The organism is Brevundimonas sp., assembly GCF_041911375.1.
Lineage (GTDB): Bacteria > Pseudomonadota > Alphaproteobacteria > Caulobacterales > Caulobacteraceae > Brevundimonas.
Genome location: NZ_JAYRPA010000065.1, coordinates 1 through 20,097, shown reverse-complemented (window position 1 = coordinate 20,097; position 20,097 = coordinate 1). Strand labels below are relative to the sequence as shown.

The 20,097-nt window shown below is 69.9% G+C and carries 23 protein-coding genes; 10 read left to right on the top strand and 13 right to left on the bottom strand.

Translation table 11 applies throughout. The features are described 5' to 3' along the window. The first annotated feature begins 46 nt into the window (after positions 1–46). Genes ACE3PU_RS11195 through ACE3PU_RS11185 form a run of 3 tightly spaced genes read left to right on the top strand, consistent with a single transcriptional unit; the run spans position 47 to position 4,541 of the window. On the top strand, positions 47–1,573 hold the full coding sequence (locus ACE3PU_RS11195) for a tryptophan halogenase family protein (protein WP_374389738.1): 1,527 nt from the start codon (positions 47–49) through the stop codon (positions 1,571–1,573). Further along, entirely contained in the window at positions 1,570–3,042 is a 1,473-nt protein-coding gene (locus ACE3PU_RS11190; protein ID WP_374389736.1) for a tryptophan 7-halogenase, read from the top strand. Before ACE3PU_RS11195 ends, ACE3PU_RS11190 begins: the two co-directional genes overlap by 4 nt. Then, positions 3,039–4,541 carry a tryptophan halogenase family protein gene (locus ACE3PU_RS11185; protein ID WP_374389734.1) on the top strand — a complete coding sequence of 501 codons (1,503 nt, stop codon included), beginning with the start codon at positions 3,039–3,041 and terminating at the stop codon, positions 4,539–4,541. The genes ACE3PU_RS11190 and ACE3PU_RS11185 overlap by 4 nt, the downstream gene beginning before the upstream one ends. Before the next feature lie 101 nt (positions 4,542–4,642). Here ACE3PU_RS11185 and ACE3PU_RS11180 read toward each other — a convergent pair whose 3' ends face one another. Beyond that, complete coding sequence (locus tag ACE3PU_RS11180) at positions 4,643–7,039, bottom strand: alpha-amylase family glycosyl hydrolase (RefSeq protein WP_374389732.1); 2,397 nt, start codon at positions 7,037–7,039, stop codon at positions 4,643–4,645. Positions 7,040–7,425: 386 nt separating this feature from the next. On the opposite strand from ACE3PU_RS11180, the gene ACE3PU_RS11175 reads away from it, so the two are divergent. From ACE3PU_RS11175 to ACE3PU_RS11165, 3 genes are all read left to right on the top strand, one after another. After that, positions 7,426–7,992, top strand: coding sequence for a DNA-3-methyladenine glycosylase (locus tag ACE3PU_RS11175; RefSeq protein ID WP_374389730.1), 567 nt, complete (start codon positions 7,426–7,428; stop codon positions 7,990–7,992). Beyond that, positions 7,989–8,969 carry an ATP-dependent DNA ligase gene (locus ACE3PU_RS11170; RefSeq protein WP_374389728.1) on the top strand — a complete coding sequence of 327 codons (981 nt, stop codon included), beginning with the start codon at positions 7,989–7,991 and terminating at the stop codon, positions 8,967–8,969. The genes ACE3PU_RS11175 and ACE3PU_RS11170 overlap by 4 nt, the downstream gene beginning before the upstream one ends. A gap of 101 nt (positions 8,970–9,070) precedes the next feature. Beyond that, on the top strand, positions 9,071–9,265 hold the full coding sequence (locus ACE3PU_RS11165; RefSeq protein ID WP_374389726.1) for a hypothetical protein: 195 nt from the start codon (positions 9,071–9,073) through the stop codon (positions 9,263–9,265). A 21-nt stretch (positions 9,266–9,286) separates the two neighbouring features. Here ACE3PU_RS11165 and ACE3PU_RS11160 read toward each other — a convergent pair whose 3' ends face one another. Next, positions 9,287–10,564 carry a glycosyltransferase gene (locus ACE3PU_RS11160; RefSeq protein ID WP_374389724.1) on the bottom strand — a complete coding sequence of 426 codons (1,278 nt, stop codon included), beginning with the start codon at positions 10,562–10,564 and terminating at the stop codon, positions 9,287–9,289. 248 nt (positions 10,565–10,812) lie between these two features. On the opposite strand from ACE3PU_RS11160, the gene ACE3PU_RS11155 reads away from it, so the two are divergent. Then, a complete protein-coding gene (locus ACE3PU_RS11155) occupies positions 10,813–10,950 on the top strand; it encodes a hypothetical protein (RefSeq protein ID WP_374389722.1) in 138 nt (45 codons plus the stop codon). A gap of 90 nt (positions 10,951–11,040) precedes the next feature. Here the strand turns inward: ACE3PU_RS11155 and ACE3PU_RS11150 are convergent, their stop codons facing one another. The 5 genes from ACE3PU_RS11150 to ACE3PU_RS11130 form a co-directional block, all read right to left on the bottom strand. Then, positions 11,041–11,244: a hypothetical protein gene (locus tag ACE3PU_RS11150; protein WP_374389720.1), complete on the bottom strand. Its 204-nt coding sequence runs from the start codon at positions 11,242–11,244 to the stop codon at positions 11,041–11,043. Between the two features lie 3 nt (positions 11,245–11,247). Continuing rightward, complete coding sequence (locus ACE3PU_RS11145) at positions 11,248–11,421, bottom strand: hypothetical protein (protein WP_374389718.1); 174 nt, start codon at positions 11,419–11,421, stop codon at positions 11,248–11,250. Between the two features lie 157 nt (positions 11,422–11,578). Then, a complete protein-coding gene (locus ACE3PU_RS11140) occupies positions 11,579–11,725 on the bottom strand; it encodes a hypothetical protein (protein WP_374389716.1) in 147 nt (48 codons plus the stop codon). Positions 11,726–11,736: 11 nt separating this feature from the next. After that, positions 11,737–12,021 carry a hypothetical protein gene (locus tag ACE3PU_RS11135; RefSeq protein WP_374389714.1) on the bottom strand — a complete coding sequence of 95 codons (285 nt, stop codon included), beginning with the start codon at positions 12,019–12,021 and terminating at the stop codon, positions 11,737–11,739. A gap of 340 nt (positions 12,022–12,361) precedes the next feature. Continuing rightward, entirely contained in the window at positions 12,362–13,639 is a 1,278-nt protein-coding gene (locus ACE3PU_RS11130; RefSeq protein ID WP_374389712.1) for a cation:proton antiporter, read from the bottom strand. 219 nt (positions 13,640–13,858) lie between these two features. Between ACE3PU_RS11130 and ACE3PU_RS11125 the strand changes: the two genes are divergently transcribed. Further along, the gene (locus tag ACE3PU_RS11125; protein ID WP_374389710.1) at positions 13,859–14,104 is read left to right on the top strand and encodes a hypothetical protein; all 246 of its coding nucleotides are present in this window, start codon (positions 13,859–13,861) and stop codon (positions 14,102–14,104) included. 89 nt (positions 14,105–14,193) lie between these two features. Here the strand turns inward: ACE3PU_RS11125 and ACE3PU_RS11120 are convergent, their stop codons facing one another. The 3 genes from ACE3PU_RS11120 to ACE3PU_RS11110 all read right to left on the bottom strand — a co-directional run bounded on the left by ACE3PU_RS11120 (position 14,194) and on the right by ACE3PU_RS11110 (position 16,189). Further along, positions 14,194–14,754: an HNH endonuclease gene (locus ACE3PU_RS11120; protein ID WP_374389708.1), complete on the bottom strand. Its 561-nt coding sequence runs from the start codon at positions 14,752–14,754 to the stop codon at positions 14,194–14,196. Positions 14,755–14,885: 131 nt separating this feature from the next. After that, entirely contained in the window at positions 14,886–15,485 is a 600-nt protein-coding gene (locus tag ACE3PU_RS11115) for a trimeric intracellular cation channel family protein (RefSeq protein ID WP_374389796.1), read from the bottom strand. 47 nt (positions 15,486–15,532) lie between these two features. Continuing rightward, positions 15,533–16,189, bottom strand: coding sequence for a DNA-3-methyladenine glycosylase (locus tag ACE3PU_RS11110; RefSeq protein WP_374389706.1), 657 nt, complete (start codon positions 16,187–16,189; stop codon positions 15,533–15,535). A gap of 77 nt (positions 16,190–16,266) precedes the next feature. Between ACE3PU_RS11110 and gluQRS the strand changes: the two genes are divergently transcribed. Continuing rightward, the gene (gene gluQRS, locus ACE3PU_RS11105) at positions 16,267–17,121 is read left to right on the top strand and encodes a tRNA glutamyl-Q(34) synthetase GluQRS (protein WP_374389704.1); all 855 of its coding nucleotides are present in this window, start codon (positions 16,267–16,269) and stop codon (positions 17,119–17,121) included. 66 nt (positions 17,122–17,187) lie between these two features. Continuing rightward, on the top strand, positions 17,188–17,364 hold the full coding sequence (locus tag ACE3PU_RS11100) for a hypothetical protein (RefSeq protein WP_374389702.1): 177 nt from the start codon (positions 17,188–17,190) through the stop codon (positions 17,362–17,364). 33 nt (positions 17,365–17,397) lie between these two features. Here ACE3PU_RS11100 and ACE3PU_RS11095 read toward each other — a convergent pair whose 3' ends face one another. The 3 genes from ACE3PU_RS11095 to ACE3PU_RS11085 form a co-directional block, all read right to left on the bottom strand. Continuing rightward, positions 17,398–18,222 carry a TIGR02186 family protein gene (locus tag ACE3PU_RS11095; protein WP_374389700.1) on the bottom strand — a complete coding sequence of 275 codons (825 nt, stop codon included), beginning with the start codon at positions 18,220–18,222 and terminating at the stop codon, positions 17,398–17,400. Next, positions 18,222–19,145 (bottom strand): sulfite exporter TauE/SafE family protein, encoded by a 924-nt coding sequence (locus ACE3PU_RS11090; protein WP_374389698.1) that lies wholly within the window; start codon positions 19,143–19,145, stop codon positions 18,222–18,224. Before ACE3PU_RS11090 ends, ACE3PU_RS11095 begins: the two co-directional genes overlap by 1 nt. Positions 19,146–19,246: 101 nt before the next feature. Next, positions 19,247–20,097: tetratricopeptide repeat protein (locus ACE3PU_RS11085; protein WP_374389696.1), on the bottom strand; the 851-nt coding region annotated here is incomplete at its 5' end.

Sequence of the window (20,097 nt, the reverse complement as noted above, 5' to 3'; positions counted from 1 at the left end):
TCGCCGACCGGCGACGCGCCTTTTCCTTCAGTTCCTGGGAGTGGTCGTGAACAGGCCTCTTGAAGTCGTGATCGTCGGCGGCGGGACGGCCGGCTGGATGACCGGCGCGGCCCTTTCGGGCGTGCTGAAGCGGACGCAATGCACGGTGAGGCTGATCGAGTCCGACGCCATCGGCACGGTCGGCGTGGGCGAAGCCACCCTGCCGCAGATGCGCGAATTCAACGACTTGGTCGGCATCGTCGAGTCCGAGATGATGCGGCGAACCAACGCCACCTTCAAACTGGGCATCGAGTTCCGGGACTGGGGCTTCGTCGGCTCGTCCTACATCCACCCGTTCGGCGCGCACGGCCGCGCCATGGGCGGCGTGGCCTTCCACCACATGTGGACGCGCGCCAAGCTGGCGGGACACGCCTCGAACATCGAGGATTACTCCTACGCCATCGTGGCCAGTCGTCGGAACCGCTTCGACTTTCCAGTCGACGACGTGGAAGCGATCAACTCGACCTACAACTACGCGTATCATTTCGACGCCGGCCTTTATGCGCAGTATCTGCGGACGTTCGCCGAGGTGCGCGGGCTGGTGCGCACCGAGGGCCAGGTTCAGTCTGTCGCCTTGGATCCGTTGACAGAAAACATCGCCAACCTGCGGCTGGAGTCCGGTGAGACGGTCAAGGGCGACCTGTTCATCGACTGTTCCGGCTTCCGCGGCCTGCTGATCGATCAGGCCCTGAAAGGCCCATTCGAGGACTGGACCCGCTGGCTGCCGTGCGACCGGGCGCTGGCTGTGCCGACCGAGCGCGTCGGCGACCTGGCGCCCTACACCCGCTCGACGGCGCTGGAGGCGGGCTGGCAGTGGCGGATCCCGCTGCAGCACCGCACCGGCAACGGCTATGTCTATTCCAGCGCCTTCATCAGCGACGACGAGGCGGCCGCCCGGCTGATGGGCGCTCTGGACGCGCCGGCCCTGGCCGAGCCCAAACCGATCCGCTTCCGCTCCGGGCGGCGGACGGCGTCGTGGACGAAGAACTGCATCGCCATCGGCCTGGCCAGCGGCTTTCTGGAGCCGCTGGAGTCGACCAGCATCCATCTTACCCAGGTCGCGGTGATGACGCTGCTTCGGAACTTCCCCGAAGCCCGGATCGACCCGGCCCTGGCCGATGCCTTCAACCGCGCCGTCGACAATGAGTACGACCGGGTGCGGGACTTCCTGATCCTGCATTACCACGCCAACACCCGGACGGATTCCGCGCTGTGGCGGCATTGCCGGGAAATGGACGTTCCCGACAGTCTGAAGGAAAAGATGGCCCTGTTCCGGCATCGGGGTCACGTGCCCCAGTACCGCCACGGCCTGTTCTCGGCCCCCAGCTGGCTCAGCGTCTTCCTCGGCCAGGGCGTCCTGCCCCAGGCCTATCATCCGATGGCGGACAATCTGCCGCTTGAGGACGTGCTGGCGGAAATGGAGGCGGTGCGGGACTCCATTTCCCGGCGCGTTGACGCCATGCCGACGCACGCGCAGTTCGTGCGGGATTATTGCGAGGGCTCAGAGCCCCTGCGCGCCGGCGGCGCCGCATGAGCCGGTCCGTGGGCGAGGTGGCGATCGTGGGCCGGGACGCGGACGCCTGGCTGGCCGCGCTGGCCCTGAAGCGAGCCTTCGCCCGCACCGCCATGCGCATCCGGGTGGTCGAACTGACCAGCCGTCTCACGGCGGCCGACGTCTATGTCGCGACACCGTCGCTGGGCGGACTGCATGCTCTGCTTGGGCTGAACTCGGGCAAGCTGCTGGCGGCGACGGGCGGCGCCCCGGCGCTGGGCCAGCAGTTCGCGGACTGGAACCCTGGCCAGCCGGCCTTCACCCACGGCTATGACACCCAGCGCGTGGCCATCGAGGACATCGACTTCCTGCAGTTCTGGGTGAAGGCGCGCGGCGAAGGCCTGCGGGTGAACTGGGACGACTTCTCCCTGGCCGCCGCCGCCGCGCGGCAGGGCCGCTCCGCCCTTGCGCCCGACGGGATCGAGGAGACGATCCCGGTCGCCGCCGGCCTCCACCTGGACGCCCGCGCCTATGTGGACCTGATCCGGCGCCACGCCCTTCACCTGGGCGTGGAGGTGACGCCCGGCGGCGTCGAGACGATCCGGCGCGACGGCGAGCGGATCGTCGAACTGAGGCTGGGCGACGGCGCGTCGGTCGCGGCAGACCTTTTCATCGACGCCTCGGGGCCCGAGGCGATCCTGAGCGATCCAGGGGCGCCCTTCACGTCCTGGCGCGGCTGGTTCGGGGCGAACCGGACGCTGACCGCATCCGCGCCCGCCCTGCCCGCCCTGCCGGGCCACAGCCGCATCGTCGCCTTCGAGGGCGGATGGGCCGGGCTGTTCCCCCTGGCGAGGCGCACCGCCATCGTCGCCGCCTATGACTCCGCAAGCCTCGGCGACGACGCCGTCCTGGCGCGACTGCCGCAGATCACCGGCGCGCCCCAGATCGCGGACGTGGCCTTCGGCGCCGCTGAACCGGGCATGAGAACCGCATGGATCGGCAACTGCGTGGCGCTGGGGGGCGCCGCCGCGGTGCTGGAACGGCTGGACGCCACGGATCTGCACGCCCTTCACATCGGCCTGACGCACCTGATCGCCCTGTTCCCGGTCGATGCGGACCACATGCCCGAGGCCGAGGCCTTCAATGCCGGGATCACCGATCACCTCAATCACGTGCGCGATTTTCAGCTGGCTCACTACGCTCTGAACGGCCGAAGCGAGCCGTTCTGGGCGCAGGCGCGCGGCGTCGACCTGCCCCCTTCCCTGGCCGCACGCCTTCGCCTGTTCGGCGCGCGCGGCCTTTCCCTGCTGACCGAGAACGAGACCTTTCAGGAGCAGAACTGGTCCGCCGTGCTCCTGGGCCACGGCCTGACGCCCGCGACTCACGATCCGCTGGTGGATCGCGTGCCGGCCGATGAACAGAGGGGCAAGTTCCGGGCTCTTCTGGCGCGGATCGCCGAGGAGGTGCGGGCCCTGCCGCCCGCCGACGCCTTCAGGCGCGCCCCGCGATGACGCCGTCCGATCCCGTCCGCGACATTGTCATCGTCGGTGGCGGCACGGCCGGCTGGATGGCCGCCGCCGCCCTGGCCAAGGTCGCGGGGACCCGCGAGCGATCGATCACCGTGGTCGAATCTGAATCCATCGGGACCGTCGGCGTGGGCGAGGCGACCATCCCGCCGATCCAGCTGTTCAACAAGCTGCTGGGCATAGACGAGGCGGATTTCCTGCGCGAAACCCAGGGCTCCTACAAACTGGGCATCCAGTTCGTCGGCTGGGGCCGCCGGGACAAGGTCTACATGCACCCGTTCGGCCTGTTCGGACCGGACATGAACGGCGTCGCCTTCAGCCACTACTGGCTGCGCGCGCTGAAGGCGGGCGGCGATCCGGACAACCACCTGTTCATCGCCGAAGGGGAGGCCATGCGGCTGAACCGTTTCGGCCGGGTCCCGCCGTCACCGGGCCTGCCCCGCATCAACTACGCCTACCATTTCGACGCCTCGCTCTACGCCGCACAGCTGCGCGCCTATGCGGAGCGGCTGGGCGTGGTCCGGCGCGAGGGCCGGATCGTCGCCGTCGACCAGAATGGCGAAAGCGGCCTGATCCGATCGGTGCAGCTGCAGGACGGCCGCACGGTCGGGGGCGATTTCTTCATCGACTGCTCGGGCTTCACCGGCCTGCTGATCGAGGGCGCGCTGAAGGCCGGCTATGACGACTGGACGCACTGGCTTCCCGCCAATCGCGCCGTGGCCGTCCCGTCCGAGCGTGTCGACCCGCTGACGCCCTACACCCGTTCGACCGCGCGCGACGCCGGATGGCAGTGGCGGATTCCGCTGCAGCACCGCACCGGCAACGGCTATGTCTTTAGCGACGCCTTCATCAGCGAGGACCAGGCGACCCGCGACCTGATGGCGTCGCTGGACGGCCGAGCGCAGGGCGAGCCGCGCGTCCTGCGCTTCACCACCGGTCGGCGGCGCAAGAGCTGGGTCGGCAACTGCGTCGCCCTGGGTCTGGCCAGCGGTTTTCTGGAGCCGCTCGAATCCACCAGCATCCACCTGATCCAGGCCGCCATATCCAAGCTTCTGGCCCTGTTCCCCGCGACCGTGGCCGATACGCGCATGGCCGGCCTGTTCAACGCCTTCATGGACAGCCAGTACGAAAGCGTGCGCGACTTCATCATCGCCCACTACAAGGTCAGCCAGCGCGACGACACGGCGTTCTGGCGACACTGCCGGGACATGCCGACGCCGGACACGGTCCAGGCCCGCCTGGACAACTTTCGCGCCCGCGGCGAAGTCATGGTCGAGAACCACGAGCTGTTTCGCGAGAGCAACTGGTTTCCCGTCCTGTACGGCCAGGGCCTGACGCCCGAAGGCTATCACCCCCTCGCCGACGCCATGCCGGACGCGGAGCTGGCCGCCACGCTGGTCCGGATTCGTCAGGCGATCCGCTCAAGGGTCGACGAACTGCCGTCCCACGCCGACTTCCTCGCAAGGCTGTGCGGCGCGCGCTGAAAGGGCGAGCGTGATGCGAGCCCGACCATCGCAGCGGGCGACGGAGGCTAGCGCGGTCGGATCGGCGGCGACCTGCTAGGCCGCCGCCGCCGAACGCCGTCTCAGACGCCGCCCGACATCAGGACAAGGCCGAACAACGGCGGCAGGGTCAGGCGCATCGTCGCGCCGGCCTCAATCCGCGCGCCCGTCAGGGCGTCGACATAGGCGCGACCGCGCAGCGCCGGCGGCACATCGATCTGAACCGTTCGCTCCGTCTCGGAATTGTTCACCGCGACCAGGGCGACCTCGTCCTTCAGCGTCCGGGGCGCGACGACGACATGGGCGTCCGTGTAGAGTGGCGCCCCCACTTCGCCCATGGCCAGGATCGGATGCTGACGGCGCAGCGCGATCAGTTCGCGCATCTCGGCGTACATGGTCATGTCCGGATCGCCGCCGGTGTCCGCCCAGGGGAAGGGTCTGCGGTTGTCGGGATCCTCGCCCCCCGTCACCCCGACCTCGTCGCCATAGAAGACGGTCGGGGCGCCCGGCCAGGCGACCTGCATCAGCACCGCCAGGCGATAGCGGCGGCGCGCCAGCGCCGTCGCCGCCGGGTCGTCGCCCCGATCGCCCAGCAGCCATAGGCTGCGTGCGGTGTCGTGGGTGGACAGCAGGTTCATCGACGCGCGCCAGGCCTGGGCGGGATAGAGCTCGCGCATCAGCTCGATGTTGCGATAGGCGCCGGCGACATCGCTGCCGGAGGCGATGTTCAGCGCCGTGTCGCGGAAGATATAGTTCATCGTTCCGTCGAAGGCGTCGCCCAGGAAGTATTTGGACGAGTCGAACCAGGTTTCGGCGATGGTCACCGCCTCGGGGTCCTTGGCCTTCACCGCCTGGCGCCATCCCCGCCAGAAGTCATCGGGCACCCAGGGCGCCACATCCATCCGCCAGCCGGAGGCCCCGCGATCCAGCCACAGGGCGGTCACCGAATCCGGCGCGCCATAGGCGAACGATCGGAAGGACGACGACGCCTCGTTCAGTTCCGGCAGATCGCGCGCCCCGGTCCAGCCGGTGTAGCGGTCGTCGGGGTCGGCCTGCGAGGCGTCCAGGCGATACCAGTCGGCGTAGGGGCTGTCGGTGCGCACCTCGCCCCCCTCCAGCGCCCCGACGCCCGGATGCTTGGCGAAGCGATCGAAATACAGGCTGTCACGGCCGGTATGGTTGAACGAGACGTCCACCACCACGCGGATGCCGCGTTCGGCCGCCTCGCGCGTCAGCCGCTCGAACTCGGCGTTCGTGCCGAAGGCGGGATCGACGTTGCGATAGTCGCCGGTGTCGTACTTGTGGTTGCTGGCGGCCGTGAAGATCGGCGTCATGTACAGCGCCGTGGCGCCCAGGGCGGCGATATGATCCAGCTTCTCGGTGATCCCGGCCAGGTCGCCGCCGAAGAAGTCGTTGCCGCCGCGATTGTCCGAACCATCGCCCGAACCCGGTCGGTAGGGCCGCCCGTTCCAGTCGGCGTGGGTTTCCACCGATCCGTTCTGGAAGGTGTTCGGCCCCGCCTTCGGATCGTTGGAGGCGTCGCCGTTCCGGAACCGCTCGGGGAAGATGTAGTACCAGACCGCCTGTTGCGCCCAGGACGGCACGGCGTAGTCGCGCGACGTGACGGTCAGGCGAAACCGCCGCACCGTCCCCGTATCCTCTGGCGCGTCGGAGGCGACCCCCAGCCCGTTGCCGCCCCGCTCGCGCGTCCAGTAGATCGGCGTGGTGTTGTTCTGATAGACGAAGCGTCGTCCGCCGATCTCGACGTCGAACCAGTAGCCGTAGACGCCCGTCGTCGCGAAGACGTGCCGACCCGTCCAGCGGCCGTCCGCGCCACGCACCAGCGGGACGCGCTCCAGTTCGTCATAGGCCAGGACCTCCTGATTGCCCTCGAGACGGCGCCGGTCGATCACCAGGGTCGCCCGCTCCGCATCCGGCGCATCGAGGCCGAAGGTCACCGCGCCGCCGTCGACGACCGGACCGAAGGGAGCCTTGTAGGCGACGTCGCGGCTGTCGTGGCGCAGGGCTTCGGCGCGCGGGTCCGAAAGCGGCTCGACCTGGGGTTCGGCCTTCGCCACCGTCAGCACGGGGCGGCCGTCCTCGAACTGAAGGCGAAGCGTGCTCCAGCCGTCGAACCGATAGCGCAGATTGTCGGAGCCGCCCTGGTCCGGGCGCGCCGTGGGAATCAACGCCCCTTGCGGCTCCGATCCTCTTGGCCCGGCGAAGGTGGAGTCGCCGCTCCAGCCGGCGTCGGCGATCTTGAAGTCCTGAGCGCCCTGCAGTTCGGTGGTGACGACATAGGCGTCGCAGTCCCACCGCATCGCATATTCGTCGACGGCGGCCCAGCCGCTCATGGCCCCGCGCAGATAAAGGCGCGTATCGCCGAACGGGGGCGCGCTGCACTGCTCGACCGCCGCGTCCGCCACGCTGGCGCATCCGGAAAGCAGGCCGCCGGCGATCGCTACGGCGGCGCAGGCCATGACGTGTCGGTTTGCGAACATCGTCGACGGCCTTCCCCGATCAGTTGGCGCGCCGAAGCCACCCTCCGAAGCATTCTCGTTCGCCGCCGATGTCGCCTTGCCGGGTGTCATATGCCGATCCATCCCTCGTTCGATTTGTTGCAACTTTTCACAAGATGGGCCGGATAGCGACGCCGGCAGATCAGTTTTGCTGAGAATTCGGCCGCAGACGCGATGCAATTTTCTGCAAACGCACCTAGCTGCAAGTGGCCGGGACGACGGGGTGCGCTGGGTGACCGCGCCGACGCCTGCGACGGAGAGCGCGGGTTCGACGCTGGTTCCGAGGCCTTGGCTCAGGCGTCGTTGACGTCCGGGCAACGCCGCCCCGCCCCATTCGTTGAACGATCATGGACCCGGCGTTCTTCCATTCCCCGGCGCCCGCCGTGGCGCGCGATCTGATCGGCGCGCTCTTTCTGGTCGATGGCGTGGGCGGGCGGATCGTCGAGACCGAGGCGTACGACGCGGACGATCCGGCGTCGCACAGCTTCAACGGGCCGACCGCGCGCAACGCAGCCATGTTCGAAGCGCCCGGCCACGCCTACGTCTACCGCATCTACGGCCTGCACTGGTGTTTCAACATCGTGTGCGACGCCCAACGCGCGGGGGCGGCGGTGCTTATCCGCGCGCTGGCCCCGACCGCGGGCGTCGACCTCATGCATCGACGGCGCGACCTCGCCCCCCTCCGACAGCTATGCGCCGGTCCGGGCCGGCTTTGCCAGGCGTTGGCGATCGACGGTCGCCTCAACCGCGCGCCGGTGACGCAGGCGCCCTTCACCCTGGTCGCCGCGCCCCGGCCCGCGACGATCGCTCAAGGGCCTCGGATCGGCGTTCGGGCGGGAGCGGACACGCCGTGGCGATTCTGCGAAGCGGGATCGCCGTTCCTCAGCCGGCCGATGCGCGAGGCGTCCGCATGAGCCCGATCCTCTCCGCCGTGCCGATGGAGGCGAAGTCCAGTCGCAGCCTGCCCCAGGGCGCGGGCTGGTGGTTCGAACCGAAATGGGACGGGTTCCGCTGCCTGGCGTTCAAGGCCGGCGACCGGGTCTCTCTGCTGGCCAAGTCGGGCAAGTCGCTGGATCGCTTCTTTCCCGAGGTGGTCGAACGGCTTCGGGCGATTCCGGAAACGACCTTCGGCCTGGACGGCGAACTGCTGGCGCAGCAGGGCGACGCCTGGTCGTTCGAGACCCTGCAGGCGCGGTTGCATCCCGCCGCCTCGCGCATTCGCCGTCTGGCGCTGGAGACGCCGGCGACCTTCACCGTCTTCGACATGCTCGTCGACACCGACGGACGGGATCTGCGGAGCGAGCCGTTGCGTCATCGACGGGACAGGCTGATCGCCTTCACTGGCGCCCATGGCGATGCGCGTCTGACGCCCAGTCCGGGCACGGACGATCTTGAGCAGGCGCAGGCATGGCTTGACGAGGGCGTGCCGGAAGGGGTGGTGGCCAAGCGTCTCGACGGCGTCTATGCGCAGGGCGAGCGGGCCATGGTGAAGGTGAAACGCCTGCGGTCGGCGGACTGCGTCGTGGGCGGGTTTCGCTATGCGAGCCGCGGCCCGCACGTCGGCTCCCTCCTTCTGGGCCTGTACGACGAGGCGGATCGGCTCAACCATGTCGGCTTCACCTCGGGCTTCGCCGGTGTGGACAAGTTTGACCTGACGGCGCGGCTGGAGGCGCTGAAGGGCGGGGACGGATCCACCGGGCGCGCGCCGGGCGGGCCCAGCCGGTGGGCGACCGATCGCTCCACAGACTGGGTTCCCTTGCGGCCCGAACTCGTCGTGGAGGTGTCGTTCGACCACGTCTCGGACCAGCGGTTTCGACACGGAACGGGTCTGTTGCGCTTTCGCCCCGACAAGGCGCCGCATCAGTGCCGGATGGAGCAGTTGGACGGATGAGCTGCCGTCGGCGCGCCCTGCGGCGCCGCACGGCTCCAGCCGTCCGTCGGAACGGCCCCGGGCGTTCGGAACGGTGCGCGTCGCGGCGGGTTGACGGTCTCATGGAGAACCGATCGGATGAGCGCCCGCGCAACCAGGCCACGGTGAGGGCCCGTGCGGGCAAGGCGCGCTTCACGGCGAAGGTCGAGGCGACGCCGGCCGGCCTCCTCGCGATCGGCGGCCTGGTCTCGGGGATTCTGCTGTCGACGGCCGCCCTGGTCTGGGTTTCCGCGAGCGCTGCGCGGTCGCGCGCCTGAGGGCGAGGCGGGGACCGCCGCCTAGGCGGCGCGTCGCGCCGCCTGGCCGCCCATGGCCAAAAGACTGGCGGCCGCGCGGGCGGGGCTGAGACGGCGGTCTTCCAGCCGCTCGGCGAAGGCGGCCGCCTTGGCGCGGTACGAGGGATCGTCCAGGACGGTGCGCACCGCGCGCGCAATGGCGGCGACGGAGGCGTGCTCCGACAGCCGAACGCCGGCGCCGAGCCACGCCAGCCGGGCGGCGTTGTCGGGGTGGTCGCGCCCCATCGGCAGGGCGACCACGGGGACGCCGTGGGACAGGGGGCGAAGCAGCGTGCCGTGGCCGCCATGGCAGAGCACCGCCGCACATTGCGGAACGAGGACGTCGTGCGAGGCGTGGGAGAGAATCCGGATGTTGTCGGCGCTCGGCAGGCCGGTCCGGTCGACCGCCGGACCGAGCGTGACCACGCCGTTCACAGGCAGGCGCGCCAGCGCCTTCATCGCCCGCCTCATGACGGGTTTCTGGTCCTGGAAGGTGGTGCTGAAGGAGATCAGGACATTGGGTCGTCCATTGTCCGGCAGCACCGCCGCGCCCTGCGCCCACCCGGGCGTCTCGAACAGCGGACCACAGTATTCGAAGCCGTCCGGCGCGGCCGGACCGTCGAAGTCGAAGGCTTGGGACGCGCCCAGCAGGACGCGGTCCGCAACCTTCAGCTGGTCGAGCGCGTGGCTCAGCGGCGCGAGCGCGAGCGCCCGCCGCGCCGAGTTCAGATCGGCCAGGCCGGCGTCGAACAGGCGGTGGATCACCGCCCGCGTGATCTGATCGCGAGATCGGTCCGAAGCGCGGACCGCCAAGGGAAAGCCGGGCCCGAACGCCGGCACGTCCGTTCGCGTCGGATAACACCAGACGCTGGCGGTCAGCAGGGCCAGGGGCACGGCCATCTTCTCCGCAGCCATCATCACCCCGAACAGCAGCTCGTTCGACACGATCACATCGGGCCGGAAGGCGGCCGCGATCTCCATCACATCCAGGGCGTAGGCCAGGGCGGGCGCCGCGATGACGCCGTCGCACAGCCGCCGGATGACAGCGGGCGGCCAGCGCGTGCGCCAGTCGTCGAGGCCGCTGTCGGCCTGACCCAGCGCGCCGCGGTCCGGCGCCCGGTCCCAGGGACGGAAAGGCAGGCCCTTTTCGGCGGCGGCTGCGGCGTTGCAGCGGTCGCTCACGATAAGAACCTCGTGCCCCTGACGCCGAAGCGCCTGCGCGACGAGCATGGGCGCGGGCACATGGCCGCCGCCCTCGAAGGTGGCGAAGAGAAGGCGCATGGGGGCTCCGCGGGGACCGTCCCCGTAAAAGGCCAAGCGCCGCCGGGCCAGTCCGGTTCCGTGGCGCCCCCCCTGTCCATTCTTAACGCCGTGGAGGACGTGTGCGTCCGCGACGACGACACCCGTCCTTCTGTCGGAAAGCGGACCCCCGGCAACCCTGGGTGCGGCGGCGTATTACGATCGCGAGCCGGGGCGACGCCGCCGCGAAAGCGCGGATGTCTCGCCTTGTCAGCCGAGAGGGACCTGCCGTGCTGCCGACCGACCCAGGCGTTTTCGTGCGGAGCATCGAACGGGCGATGCGCTGGAGGCGGTTCGGCGTCGTCCTTCTGGGGCTTGCCGGCGTCCTGGCGCTGATCGGTTGGTTTGGTCCGGCCCTCCTCGGCTGAACGCGACAGGCGCCGCCTGCCCCCCGACCGCCGGTTCCAGGGCGTTCAGGCGTACGTGATCGACACCTTCGGCGGGTCTATGGCGCCCGCTCACGGTCGGGCCGCGGGCGTCTCGCCGGAAGAGGAGGGGGCGACGCGGCCCGGAGGTTCGCCCGCAGGAACGGCGACCCCGCGATGCGCCTGCCACGCGGCGCCGATGGCGATGGCGGCGGCCAGGGCGCCCAGCCAGACCAGACAGCCGAGCCAGCCCTTGGCCTCGGAAACGGGGCGGGCGTCCTGGGTTTCCTGCGCCATGGGTCAGAAGGAGCCGCCGGGCGGCGGCGTCTCCGCCGGCTGGACGACCGCATCCTCGCTGTCGCTGACCAGGTGCGTATTGCGCCAGAAGAACTCTCCGACAATCAGATAGCCCACCAACACAGCCATGAGGATGGCGAGGACGACCAGCCAGGTCGGGCGTCGGTTCCGTTGCATGACACGCTCCTTTGAACCCAGAACGGCGAGCGCGTCAGCGGGTGCCCGAGAGACGGATCGCAGACACACCGGCGGGGCGGTGGCGCTGGACGGACGCCTGGAGAAGAGGCTTTGGCGCCGGTCCACCGCGAACTCCCGCCTCTCCGCGCCGGCGGCTTCACATCCCCTTGGAAGGGTCGTCGCCGGGCGTGTTTGGATCGATCTGCTTGTCCCGCTTGGCCGAACGGAACTGGGCCCAGGCGAAGGCAAGACCCAGGAGGACCGGACCGCCGATGACGGCCACGGCCCAGGGGAAGGTTTCCATGGTCGTCTCTCCTATTCCGCGTCGTCCGCCTTCGGGCCCGCGGCGGCGCCGCCGGATCCATGCTCGCGGGTGGGGCTCTGGGTGAAGGGCGACGAACTGATCGGGCCTTCGTGGGTGGCGTCATTGACGGCGGGAGGCCGCTCCTGCAGCTTACGGGTTTCGGGTTGCGGGCCGACCTGGCCGCCAGGCCCCACGCCGCCCGAAGTCAGGCGGTCGTCGTCCGGCGTCTTGCCCGGCCCGGTCCCTCTGGCGACGCCCGGCGGCAGTGCGGCTTCGGCCTCTTCGTCGGTGATCATGATCGCTCTCGCTGCCAATCGGAGGACGGCCCGTCGCCTTCCGGCGCGGGCCCGGTTGCAGGAGGCCAACGAGGCGCCAGGCGGCCCGTTCCCGTTCCGCCACCGAACGTCGGATATCGCGCACAGGACCGTGCACGGTCCGATGCGCGGACCGATTACCGACGGCCGCCAGCGTGCGTTCGAAGCGGCTAAGGCAGTGGTGCCCGCCTCGGAGCTTGCGCCGGAGCGACAGCCCTCGCGCCGCGCCCCTTAAAGACCGAACGTCTTGGTGAATCGCACCCGAACTTGCGGGGCGGCAGGACGGGCGTAGACGTTTGCTTCCCACCCGCCCTTGCTACAGCTAGGCCGACGCGCCGCGGCCTGATGACTGGGCTTCATCCGGATCGCGGCCTTGGCTGCGGTCGAACCACCGCATGACCGGCGTGACCGTGATGCCGTGCAGCATGATCGACATCAGGCAGATCAGCCCCACGAAAGCCCACAGCCGGTCGCCCCCCTCGAACGGCGCGGCGTTCAACCCATAGGCCAGATAGTAGAACGACCCCACGCCGCGGATCCCGAAGAAGGCCATGATGAGCTTCTCGCGCAGCGGCCGCTTCAAGCCGATGAAGCCGATCATACCGGTCAGAGGCCGCACCACCAGGACAATCGCCACCGCCACCCCAACGTCCAGCGGCCTGAGCGGTGCGAGCAGACCCGACACCAGCGCCCCGCCGAAGAGCACCAGCACGACCATCATCGCCATCCGTTCGATCTGCTCGATGAAGTCGTGCATCTCGACGTGAAAATCGTGGTCCCGGTCGGCGTGCCGGAAGGCCAGGGCCGTGATGAACACCGCCAGAAACCCGTAGCAGTGCAGCATCTCCGTCACCGAATATGAGATGAAGGTCGCCGCCAGAACAATGAACCCGTCGCGGGTGTTGGCCAGTCGCGGGCTGAGGGGAATAGCGAAGGTCAGCCAGCCGAACAGCCAGCCGACCGCCCAGCCGATCCCCAGCCCCGCACCGATCTCCCACAGCACGCTGACGGTCAGCCACTGCGCGAACCAGTCCTCCTTCTCGCCAGCAGCCACCAGCGCCAGGGCGATGGCCATGTGCACGAATGGAAACGCCAGGCCGTCGTTCAGCCCCGCCTCGGACGTCAGGCCGAACCGCACCTCGTCCTCGCGCCCTTCGCGCGGGGCCCCCACCTGGATGTCCGAGGCGAGCACGGGATCCGTCGGCGCCAGCGTCCCGGCCAGCAGGACCGCGCCCGCCAGGCCCAACCCCAGCACGCTCCAGCCCAGCAGCGTGATCACCGCGACCGACAGCATCATGGTTACGCCCAGCAACCGCCAGGTCACGCCCCATCGCTTCAGGTGGAAAATCCGGTCGATCTTCAGCCCCGCTCCCATCAGGGCGATGATCACCACGAACTCGGTCAGACGCTCGGTGATCTCGGGATAGGTCTGCGGCAGCGGATCGAAGCCGACCTGCGGCAGGCTGAATAGCCCGGCGCCCAGGATGACGCAGACGATGGGCAGCGACAGCGGCGCGCGCCGGAACACCAGCGGCAGCCACGCCACCAATGCGACGAGCGCCCCAACGACGAACAACATCAGGATGTAGGGATCAGGCATGGCTCTCCGGGCGGCCGACGCGACGCGCTACTCCAATGCGCCAACCCCGATCCGGTTACCGATGATCTGCAATCGTCATTCCAGACCGGCCTTCGCGGCTGAACACAAACCGTGTTGAGATTCGCCCCTGCCGACGCCCGCCTCACCGGCCGACCTGAACCGTATGGAACATCTCCCCGTATCCGGGCTTGCAGAAGTGTGGATGAAGAGGAGACGACCATGGCGGACAAGCAGGCCGACACGGAGCGCTGGGGAGGCCCCGGCTCCAGCCACCAGGATCGAACAGAACCCCGTCCCGATCCGCTGGTGAAGGACGCGGATGCGCCGGATCACATTTCTCCGCGGAGTCAGGTTTCCGGCGGCGGCGGCGAGCGCGACCTTCACAGCGGACATTCCGACGAGGCGAAGGGAGCCGGACAGGCCACAAGCGAGGAAAAGCGCCACGAGCGCGACAACCGATCTTAGGCGCCCCAGAGCCCGCGTTTCAGACACTCGATCATTCGCCCCTGCCGACGGCATGCGAGGGCGGGAACGAGCGGACCCGGGAAAGAACCCTAGGGCTCCAGCTCGATGTCCCAGTAGAGGTAGTCGAGCCAGCTCTGGTGCAGATAATGAGGCGGGAAGCGGCGGCCGGCGTCCTGGAGTTGCCAGGCGTTGGGCCGATAGGGCGCGCGGCGGATCGGCATCATGGCCTGGCGCGGGGTGCGGCCGCCCTTGGTCAGGTTGCACGGTCCGCAGGCGGCCACGATGTTCTCCCAGGTCGTGCGGCCGCCCTGGGAGCGGGGAATGACGTGGTCGAAGGTCAGCTCGGTCGACTGCCCGCAGTATTGGCAGGCGAAGCCGTCGCGAAGGAAGACGTTGAAGCGGGTGAAGGCGGGGCTGCGATCCTGGTCGACATAGCTCTTCAGCGCGATCACGCTGGGCAGCTGCATCTCCATCGACGGCGAGCGGACGACCTTGTCGTACCGCGAGACGACATCGACGCGGTCCTGATAGACCGCCTTGACCGCCTCCTCCCACGGCCAGAGCGACAGGGGGTAGTAGGACAGCGGCCGGAAGTCGGCGTTCAGCACAAGGGCGGGCCAGCCCGAAGGCGGTCGATGGAGGACCTGCATCAGGCCCTCCCGTCCATGGCGGGGGGTATGGAGGCGACAGGACTGAAGACGCGTCTCCTTCCCTAGTCTTGAGCCTCGACTCTAGTCCCGATTCGACGACGCCGCCATGACGAAGACGCGAACTTTCCCGCTCAGCCTCGCGCCGGAAATCCAGGCAGGCTCCATCCCCACTGGAGCGCGCCGGCGCGCAGGGCGAAGCCGGCCACGGCCGCGACGGCGGCGGCCGGCCACAAGGCCACGTCCAGCATCCGAAGGGCCATATAGAGGGTGGCGGCCAGAATGGCGGCCGAGACCGTGATCTCGCGACGCAGCAGGATCGACGGCTGGCCGGCCAAAAGGTCGCGCACGACCCCGCCGAAGCAGGCGGTCAGGGCGCCCATGACGACGCACAACAGGGGCGCAGCGCCGATCGCCTCGGCCTTGGCCGCTCCCATGACGCCATAGGCGCCCAGCCCCGCCGCATCGAGCCACAGCAGGGCGCGGAAGCGCCAGTCCCGCTGCCCCGTCAGCCAGATGCCCAGCGCCGCGGCCAGACACACGGCGATATAGCGCCAGTCCTGGACCCAGAAGACCGGCAGGCCCAGCAGCAGGTCGCGCAGGGTGCCGCCGCCCACCCCGGTGATCGCGGCGAAGAAGGCCAGGGTGACCAGATCGTGCTTCTCGCGCGCGGCGGCCAGGGCGCCGGTGGCGGCGAACACCGCCACGCCGGCGAAGTCCAGCGCGGCCAGCATGGTCTGGGGATCGCGCAAGGGCTCGGTCAGGGCGGGGTCGATGGGGGTCACGGCGTCAAATCCTCCAGCGCGATCTCGCCGCGGCGGACTCCGCCATACCAGCCCCACAGCAGATGCGCCGCCACCCCGCGATATGGACGCCAGATTTCGGCGCGAACATAGGCCTGCTTCTCGTTGGGGCGCAGTTCGGCCCGGTCGGCCCAGCGCATCGCCTCCTGCAGGGCCACATCGCCGCCGGGAAAGACGTTCAGTCGCCCTTCGCAGAACATCAGATAGGTCTCGGCCGTCCATTTGCCGACGCCCTTGATGGCGGTCAGGGCGGCGATGGCGGCCTCGTCCGACAGGGTCTGCATATGCTCCAGATCGATCCGCCCTTCCGCCTGGGCCAGGGCGATCTCGCGCCCGTACTTCGCCTTCTGGCCGGACAGGCCGAAGCTCCGCAGGGTCTCGACGTCGCAGGCCAGGACCGCCTCGGCCGTGACCGCGCCGCCCAGGCCTTCGACGGTCCGGGCCCAGATGGAGGCGGCGGCGGCGACCGAGACCTGCTGTTCCACGATCATGCGGAACAGGCCTTCGTAGCCGCCGGGGCGCAGGCGCCATTCGAACGCCGGCGTCTGGCGGTGAGCCAGGGCCAGCGCCGGGTCGGCGAGGGCCAGCGCCTCGCGCGCGGCGGCGATTTCTGCAGGCGTGGGGGCGACGGCCATGCCCCAGCTTACGGCGCGGCGCGGCCCCCGCAAGGGGAGGCCTCCTGCCGACGGCCGCAAACCGCTAGGATGGCCGGATGTTCGCCACGCGCTTCGCTCCCTCTCCCACCGGCCGGCTGCACCGGGGCCACGCCTTTTCGGCGCTCACCGCCTGGACCGCGGCGAAGGCGGCCGGCGGACGCTTCCTGCTGAGGATCGAGGACATCGACCCGACCCGCTGCCGGCCCGCCTACGACGCCGCCATTCACGAGGATCTGGCCTGGCTCGGGCTGGACTGGGAAACCCCGGTGCGGCGCCAGTCGGCTCACCTTTCGAACTACGCCGCGGTCATCGACGAGCTGTCGTCTCGAGGCCTGCTGTACAGATGCTTCCGTACACGGAAGGAGATTCTCGACGCCATCGGCGATGCGCCTCATGGCGTCATGGAGGCGGCCCGGCCCGGTCCCCACGCCCCCGCCGAGGAGGCGCGGCTGCTGGAGGAGGGCCGACCCTTCGCCTGGCGGCTTTCGCTGGACCGCGCGCGCGAGACCCTGGGCGAAGCCGACTGGTCCGGCCTGACCTTCGTCGAGGAGGGCCAGGGCCCCGGCGGCGAACACGGGGTGGTGCCGGTCCGTCCCGAGGCGGCCGGCGACGTCGTTCTGGCCCGCAAGGACACTGGCGTCGCCTATCACCTGGCGGTCACCCATGACGACGCCCTCCAGGGGATCACCCACGTCATCCGGGGGCAGGACCTGTTCGAGGCGGCCCACGTCCAGCGCCTGATCCAGACGCTGATGGGCTGGCCCGCGACGACCTATCGCCATCATCGCCTGCTGGCGGGACCGGACGGCCGCCGCTACGCCAAGCGCGACCGGTCGGTGACCCTGGCCGAACTGCGCGCCGGGGGGATGACGGCGCGGGCCCTTCGCGAGGAGCTGGGCTTCGGCGGCTGAGGGCCGGGCGTCTTTCCGGAACGGTCGCCGACGGCGGTCGTTTGCTCCCGGCAAGGGAGAACCATCATGACCGACACCAACCAGAGACCGCCCGCCCCCGGCACGGACGAGGCCGACACCCGCGGCGCGCCCGACAGCCCGGTGCAGCCGAACGACGCCGGCAAGGGCCAGGGCGCGCCCGCCACGGGTGGAGAGGGCGCCGCCGGCGCCGGCGGGCCGGACGGCTTCGGAACCGGCGACTGACGCCGGTCTTTCCACGCGATCAGTCGCCGGGGCCTATCCCCGGCGGCTGAATATGCGCGAGGCGCCGTAGCCGGTCAGGGCCGCCAGCACCACGCAGAGCAGCCCGTAAAGCCAGGGGCTGCGGTGGGCGAACTCATAGATGTCGCGCTCCAGCCCGACCTTCTCCACCGTCAGGGTCAGGTTGGAGACCGAGCGCGGCTCTCCGTCCTGGAACAGCCAGACCTCGGCGTAGTATTTTCCGGTCGGCGCTACGGCCGGCAGCTTGACCTCGGCGCGGAACAGGCCGCGGTCGACGAACTGAACGCCCTCGGGCGCGGTGTCGTAGAGCTGAGCCGCCTCCTTCAGGCGGATCACCGCGCGTCGCCAGTCCAGATAGTCCTCGCCCAGGCGGCTGACGACGACGTCGCGCACGCCGTAGCGGGTGACCGTGCGGCTCTCTTCCGGCGCGTCGATGCGCAGGTGGTCGACGCCCACCCCCAGCCGGCGCAGCTGGCCGAAGTCGGCGATGTCGCTCAGCGGCCGGGTCGAAGCGGTCATGTAGAAGCCGGGCGCGCCCTCGAACAGGACCGGCCGGCTGTTCAGCCAGACGCCCATGTTGCGCGTCTTCTTAACCAGGCGCACCGGCGCCTCGGGCCCGCGGACCACCACCACCACATCGGCCGGATCGGGCGTGGGATTGAAGACGGCGCCGTAGAGGACGATCGACGCCCCCTGGAAGCCGGAATCGACGTGCACCTGGGCGTCGGTCAGGGCCGCGGCCACGCGCAGGTCGCCGGTCGTGGCCTCGGACCGGCCGGTCGCCAGGGCTTCGACCGCGGGAGCCTCGATCGCCGGCGGGGGTGGGGGAAGCGCCTGCATCATTCCGCGACGCCCGGTGCGATCATGAAGATGTCGTTGGGCCGCACGAACAGCTCGAGCCCCATCTGCATGCCGACCAGCAGCACGATCAGGCCCAGCGCGGCCCGCAGCTCCTCGGCGCGGAACCGGCCGGCGAAGCGCGCTCCGACCTGGGCCCCGATCACGCCGCCCAGCAGCAGGATGGTCGACAGGACGATGTCCACGGTCTGGTTGCGGCCCGCCTGAAGGATGGTGGTGATGGCGGTCGTGATGATGATCTGGAACAGGCTGGTGCCGACCACGACCCCGGCCTTCATCCGCAGGACATAGAGCATGGCCGGGACCAGGATGAAGCCGCCGCCCACCCCCATGATGGCCGACAGCACCCCGGCGAAGACCCCCAGGCCGAAGGGCGGGATGGCGCTGATGTAGAGGCCGGACTTGGGGAAGCGCATCCTGAGCGGCAGGCCGTACAGCCACATCGGCCGCCGACGGTCCTTGCGCGGCGCGGGCAGGCCCCGGCGGCGACGCAGGATCTCGCTGAGGCTCTCGTACAGCATCATCGAGCCGATGGCGCCCAGGAACACCAGATAGGACAGGGCCACCACCAGATCGGCCTGTCCCAGCAGTCGAAGGTAGCGGAACAGTTCGACCCCCAGCAGGGCCCCGGCCGCGCCCCCGCCGGCCATCACCGCGCCCATGCGGAAGTCCACCCCGCCCTGGCCGGAATAGCGGATGACGCCCGAGGTGGAGGAGGCGACGACGTGGCTGGCCTGGCTGGCCACGGCCACCGTCGGCGGAATGCCCAGAAAGACCAGGATCGGGGCCATCAGAAAACCGCCGCCGATGCCGAACAGGCCGGACACGAAACCGACCACCGCCCCCAGGATCACCAGGGTCGGCCAGTTCACCGAAACCTCGGCGATCGGCAGGTAGATATCCAAAGGACGCGCCTTCGGCTGGAACGAACGGAAAGGCGCCGGGCGGCGACGAGGAAGCTCTTAGCGGCCCAGGCGGCGTGTCGCCACCCGCGGACCGAGAAAGATCAGCCGTTCGCGCCCTGCGCGTCTCCCGCCTGGGCCATGAAGGCGTCGGCGGCGGCGCGGGCGGCGCGTTGGGCCGTGGCGCTGGCCGTCGGACGCAGACGCGTGACAGCCTCCTGCGCAGGCTGGTCCCCGCCGCGCGCGGCGATCATGTACCACTTCAGCGCCTCGGTCGGGTTCGGCGCAATCCCCTCGTCGCCGTTCTCGTAAAGGCGGGCCACATTGTACTGGCTGTCCACCAGGCCGCGTTCGGCGGCGCGCTGCAGCCAGGTCATCGCCTCCGCGCGATTCCGTTCGCCGCCGACGCCGTCGTACAGCTCCATCGCATAGATATGCATGCCGCGCGGATCGCCGCCCTCGGCCGCCCGTCGCGCCCAGCGGCGGCTTTCGGCCAGGTCGACGGGGGCGACGTCGCCGTTCTGGTACAGCGAGGCCAGGTGCGCCTGCGCCGGCGCATGACCCAGATTGGCCGCGCGTTTCAGCGTTTCCAGTCCGCCCGGCTCGCCCGCGTCGATCTGGGCCAGGGCCTGGTCATAGGCGGCCATCCCTTCGTCGGCCTGCATCTTCGGCATGGCGGGCGTCAGGGCCATGGCGATCGGCGCCGCTTCGCGGTCCGACGCACCGCCGTCCAGGCCCGGCAGGCCCAGGTCCAGGCCTCCGTCGTTCACCAGGGCCAGATAGCCGTAGCCGCCGCCGACCAGGGCCACCGCCGTCGCCGAGGCCAGGAAGGTCTTCTTGACGGTCGAGCCGTCGCGCGCGGCCTGCTTGTCCAGCCGCTCCTGCAGCTTCGACTTGCCGCCGCGGCGCGGCTTCAGGCCAAAGCCCTTGCGCGCCGCCGGTTCGGGCTCGGCCG

What these genes read in the sequence shown, in the direction of transcription:
- ACE3PU_RS11190 (WP_374389736.1), top strand. Translation starts at nt 1,570, where the DNA reads ATGAGCCGGTCCGTGGGCGAGGTGGCGATCGTGGGCCGGGACGCGGAC.
- ACE3PU_RS11185 (WP_374389734.1), top strand. Translation starts at nt 3,039, where the DNA reads ATGACGCCGTCCGATCCCGTCCGCGACATTGTCATCGTCGGTGGCGGC.
- ACE3PU_RS11180 (WP_374389732.1), bottom strand. Translation starts at nt 7,039, where the DNA reads ATGGCCTGCGCCGCCGTAGCGATCGCCGGCGGCCTGCTTTCCGGATGC.
- ACE3PU_RS11175 (WP_374389730.1), top strand. Translation starts at nt 7,426, where the DNA reads ATGGACCCGGCGTTCTTCCATTCCCCGGCGCCCGCCGTGGCGCGCGAT.
- ACE3PU_RS11170 (WP_374389728.1), top strand. Translation starts at nt 7,989, where the DNA reads ATGAGCCCGATCCTCTCCGCCGTGCCGATGGAGGCGAAGTCCAGTCGC.
- ACE3PU_RS11165 (WP_374389726.1), top strand. Translation starts at nt 9,071, where the DNA reads ATGGAGAACCGATCGGATGAGCGCCCGCGCAACCAGGCCACGGTGAGG.
- ACE3PU_RS11160 (WP_374389724.1), bottom strand. Translation starts at nt 10,564, where the DNA reads ATGCGCCTTCTCTTCGCCACCTTCGAGGGCGGCGGCCATGTGCCCGCG.
- ACE3PU_RS11150 (WP_374389720.1), bottom strand. Translation starts at nt 11,244, where the DNA reads ATGGCGCAGGAAACCCAGGACGCCCGCCCCGTTTCCGAGGCCAAGGGC.
- ACE3PU_RS11145 (WP_374389718.1), bottom strand. Translation starts at nt 11,421, where the DNA reads ATGCAACGGAACCGACGCCCGACCTGGCTGGTCGTCCTCGCCATCCTC.
- ACE3PU_RS11140 (WP_374389716.1), bottom strand. Translation starts at nt 11,725, where the DNA reads ATGGAAACCTTCCCCTGGGCCGTGGCCGTCATCGGCGGTCCGGTCCTC.
- ACE3PU_RS11135 (WP_374389714.1), bottom strand. Translation starts at nt 12,021, where the DNA reads ATGATCACCGACGAAGAGGCCGAAGCCGCACTGCCGCCGGGCGTCGCC.
- ACE3PU_RS11130 (WP_374389712.1), bottom strand. Translation starts at nt 13,639, where the DNA reads ATGCCTGATCCCTACATCCTGATGTTGTTCGTCGTTGGGGCGCTCGTC.
- ACE3PU_RS11125 (WP_374389710.1), top strand. Translation starts at nt 13,859, where the DNA reads ATGGCGGACAAGCAGGCCGACACGGAGCGCTGGGGAGGCCCCGGCTCC.
- ACE3PU_RS11120 (WP_374389708.1), bottom strand. Translation starts at nt 14,754, where the DNA reads ATGCAGGTCCTCCATCGACCGCCTTCGGGCTGGCCCGCCCTTGTGCTG.
- ACE3PU_RS11115 (WP_374389796.1), bottom strand. Translation starts at nt 15,485, where the DNA reads ATGCTGGCCGCGCTGGACTTCGCCGGCGTGGCGGTGTTCGCCGCCACC.
- ACE3PU_RS11110 (WP_374389706.1), bottom strand. Translation starts at nt 16,189, where the DNA reads ATGGCCGTCGCCCCCACGCCTGCAGAAATCGCCGCCGCGCGCGAGGCG.
- gluQRS (WP_374389704.1), top strand. Translation starts at nt 16,267, where the DNA reads ATGTTCGCCACGCGCTTCGCTCCCTCTCCCACCGGCCGGCTGCACCGG.
- ACE3PU_RS11100 (WP_374389702.1), top strand. Translation starts at nt 17,188, where the DNA reads ATGACCGACACCAACCAGAGACCGCCCGCCCCCGGCACGGACGAGGCC.
- ACE3PU_RS11095 (WP_374389700.1), bottom strand. Translation starts at nt 18,222, where the DNA reads ATGCAGGCGCTTCCCCCACCCCCGCCGGCGATCGAGGCTCCCGCGGTC.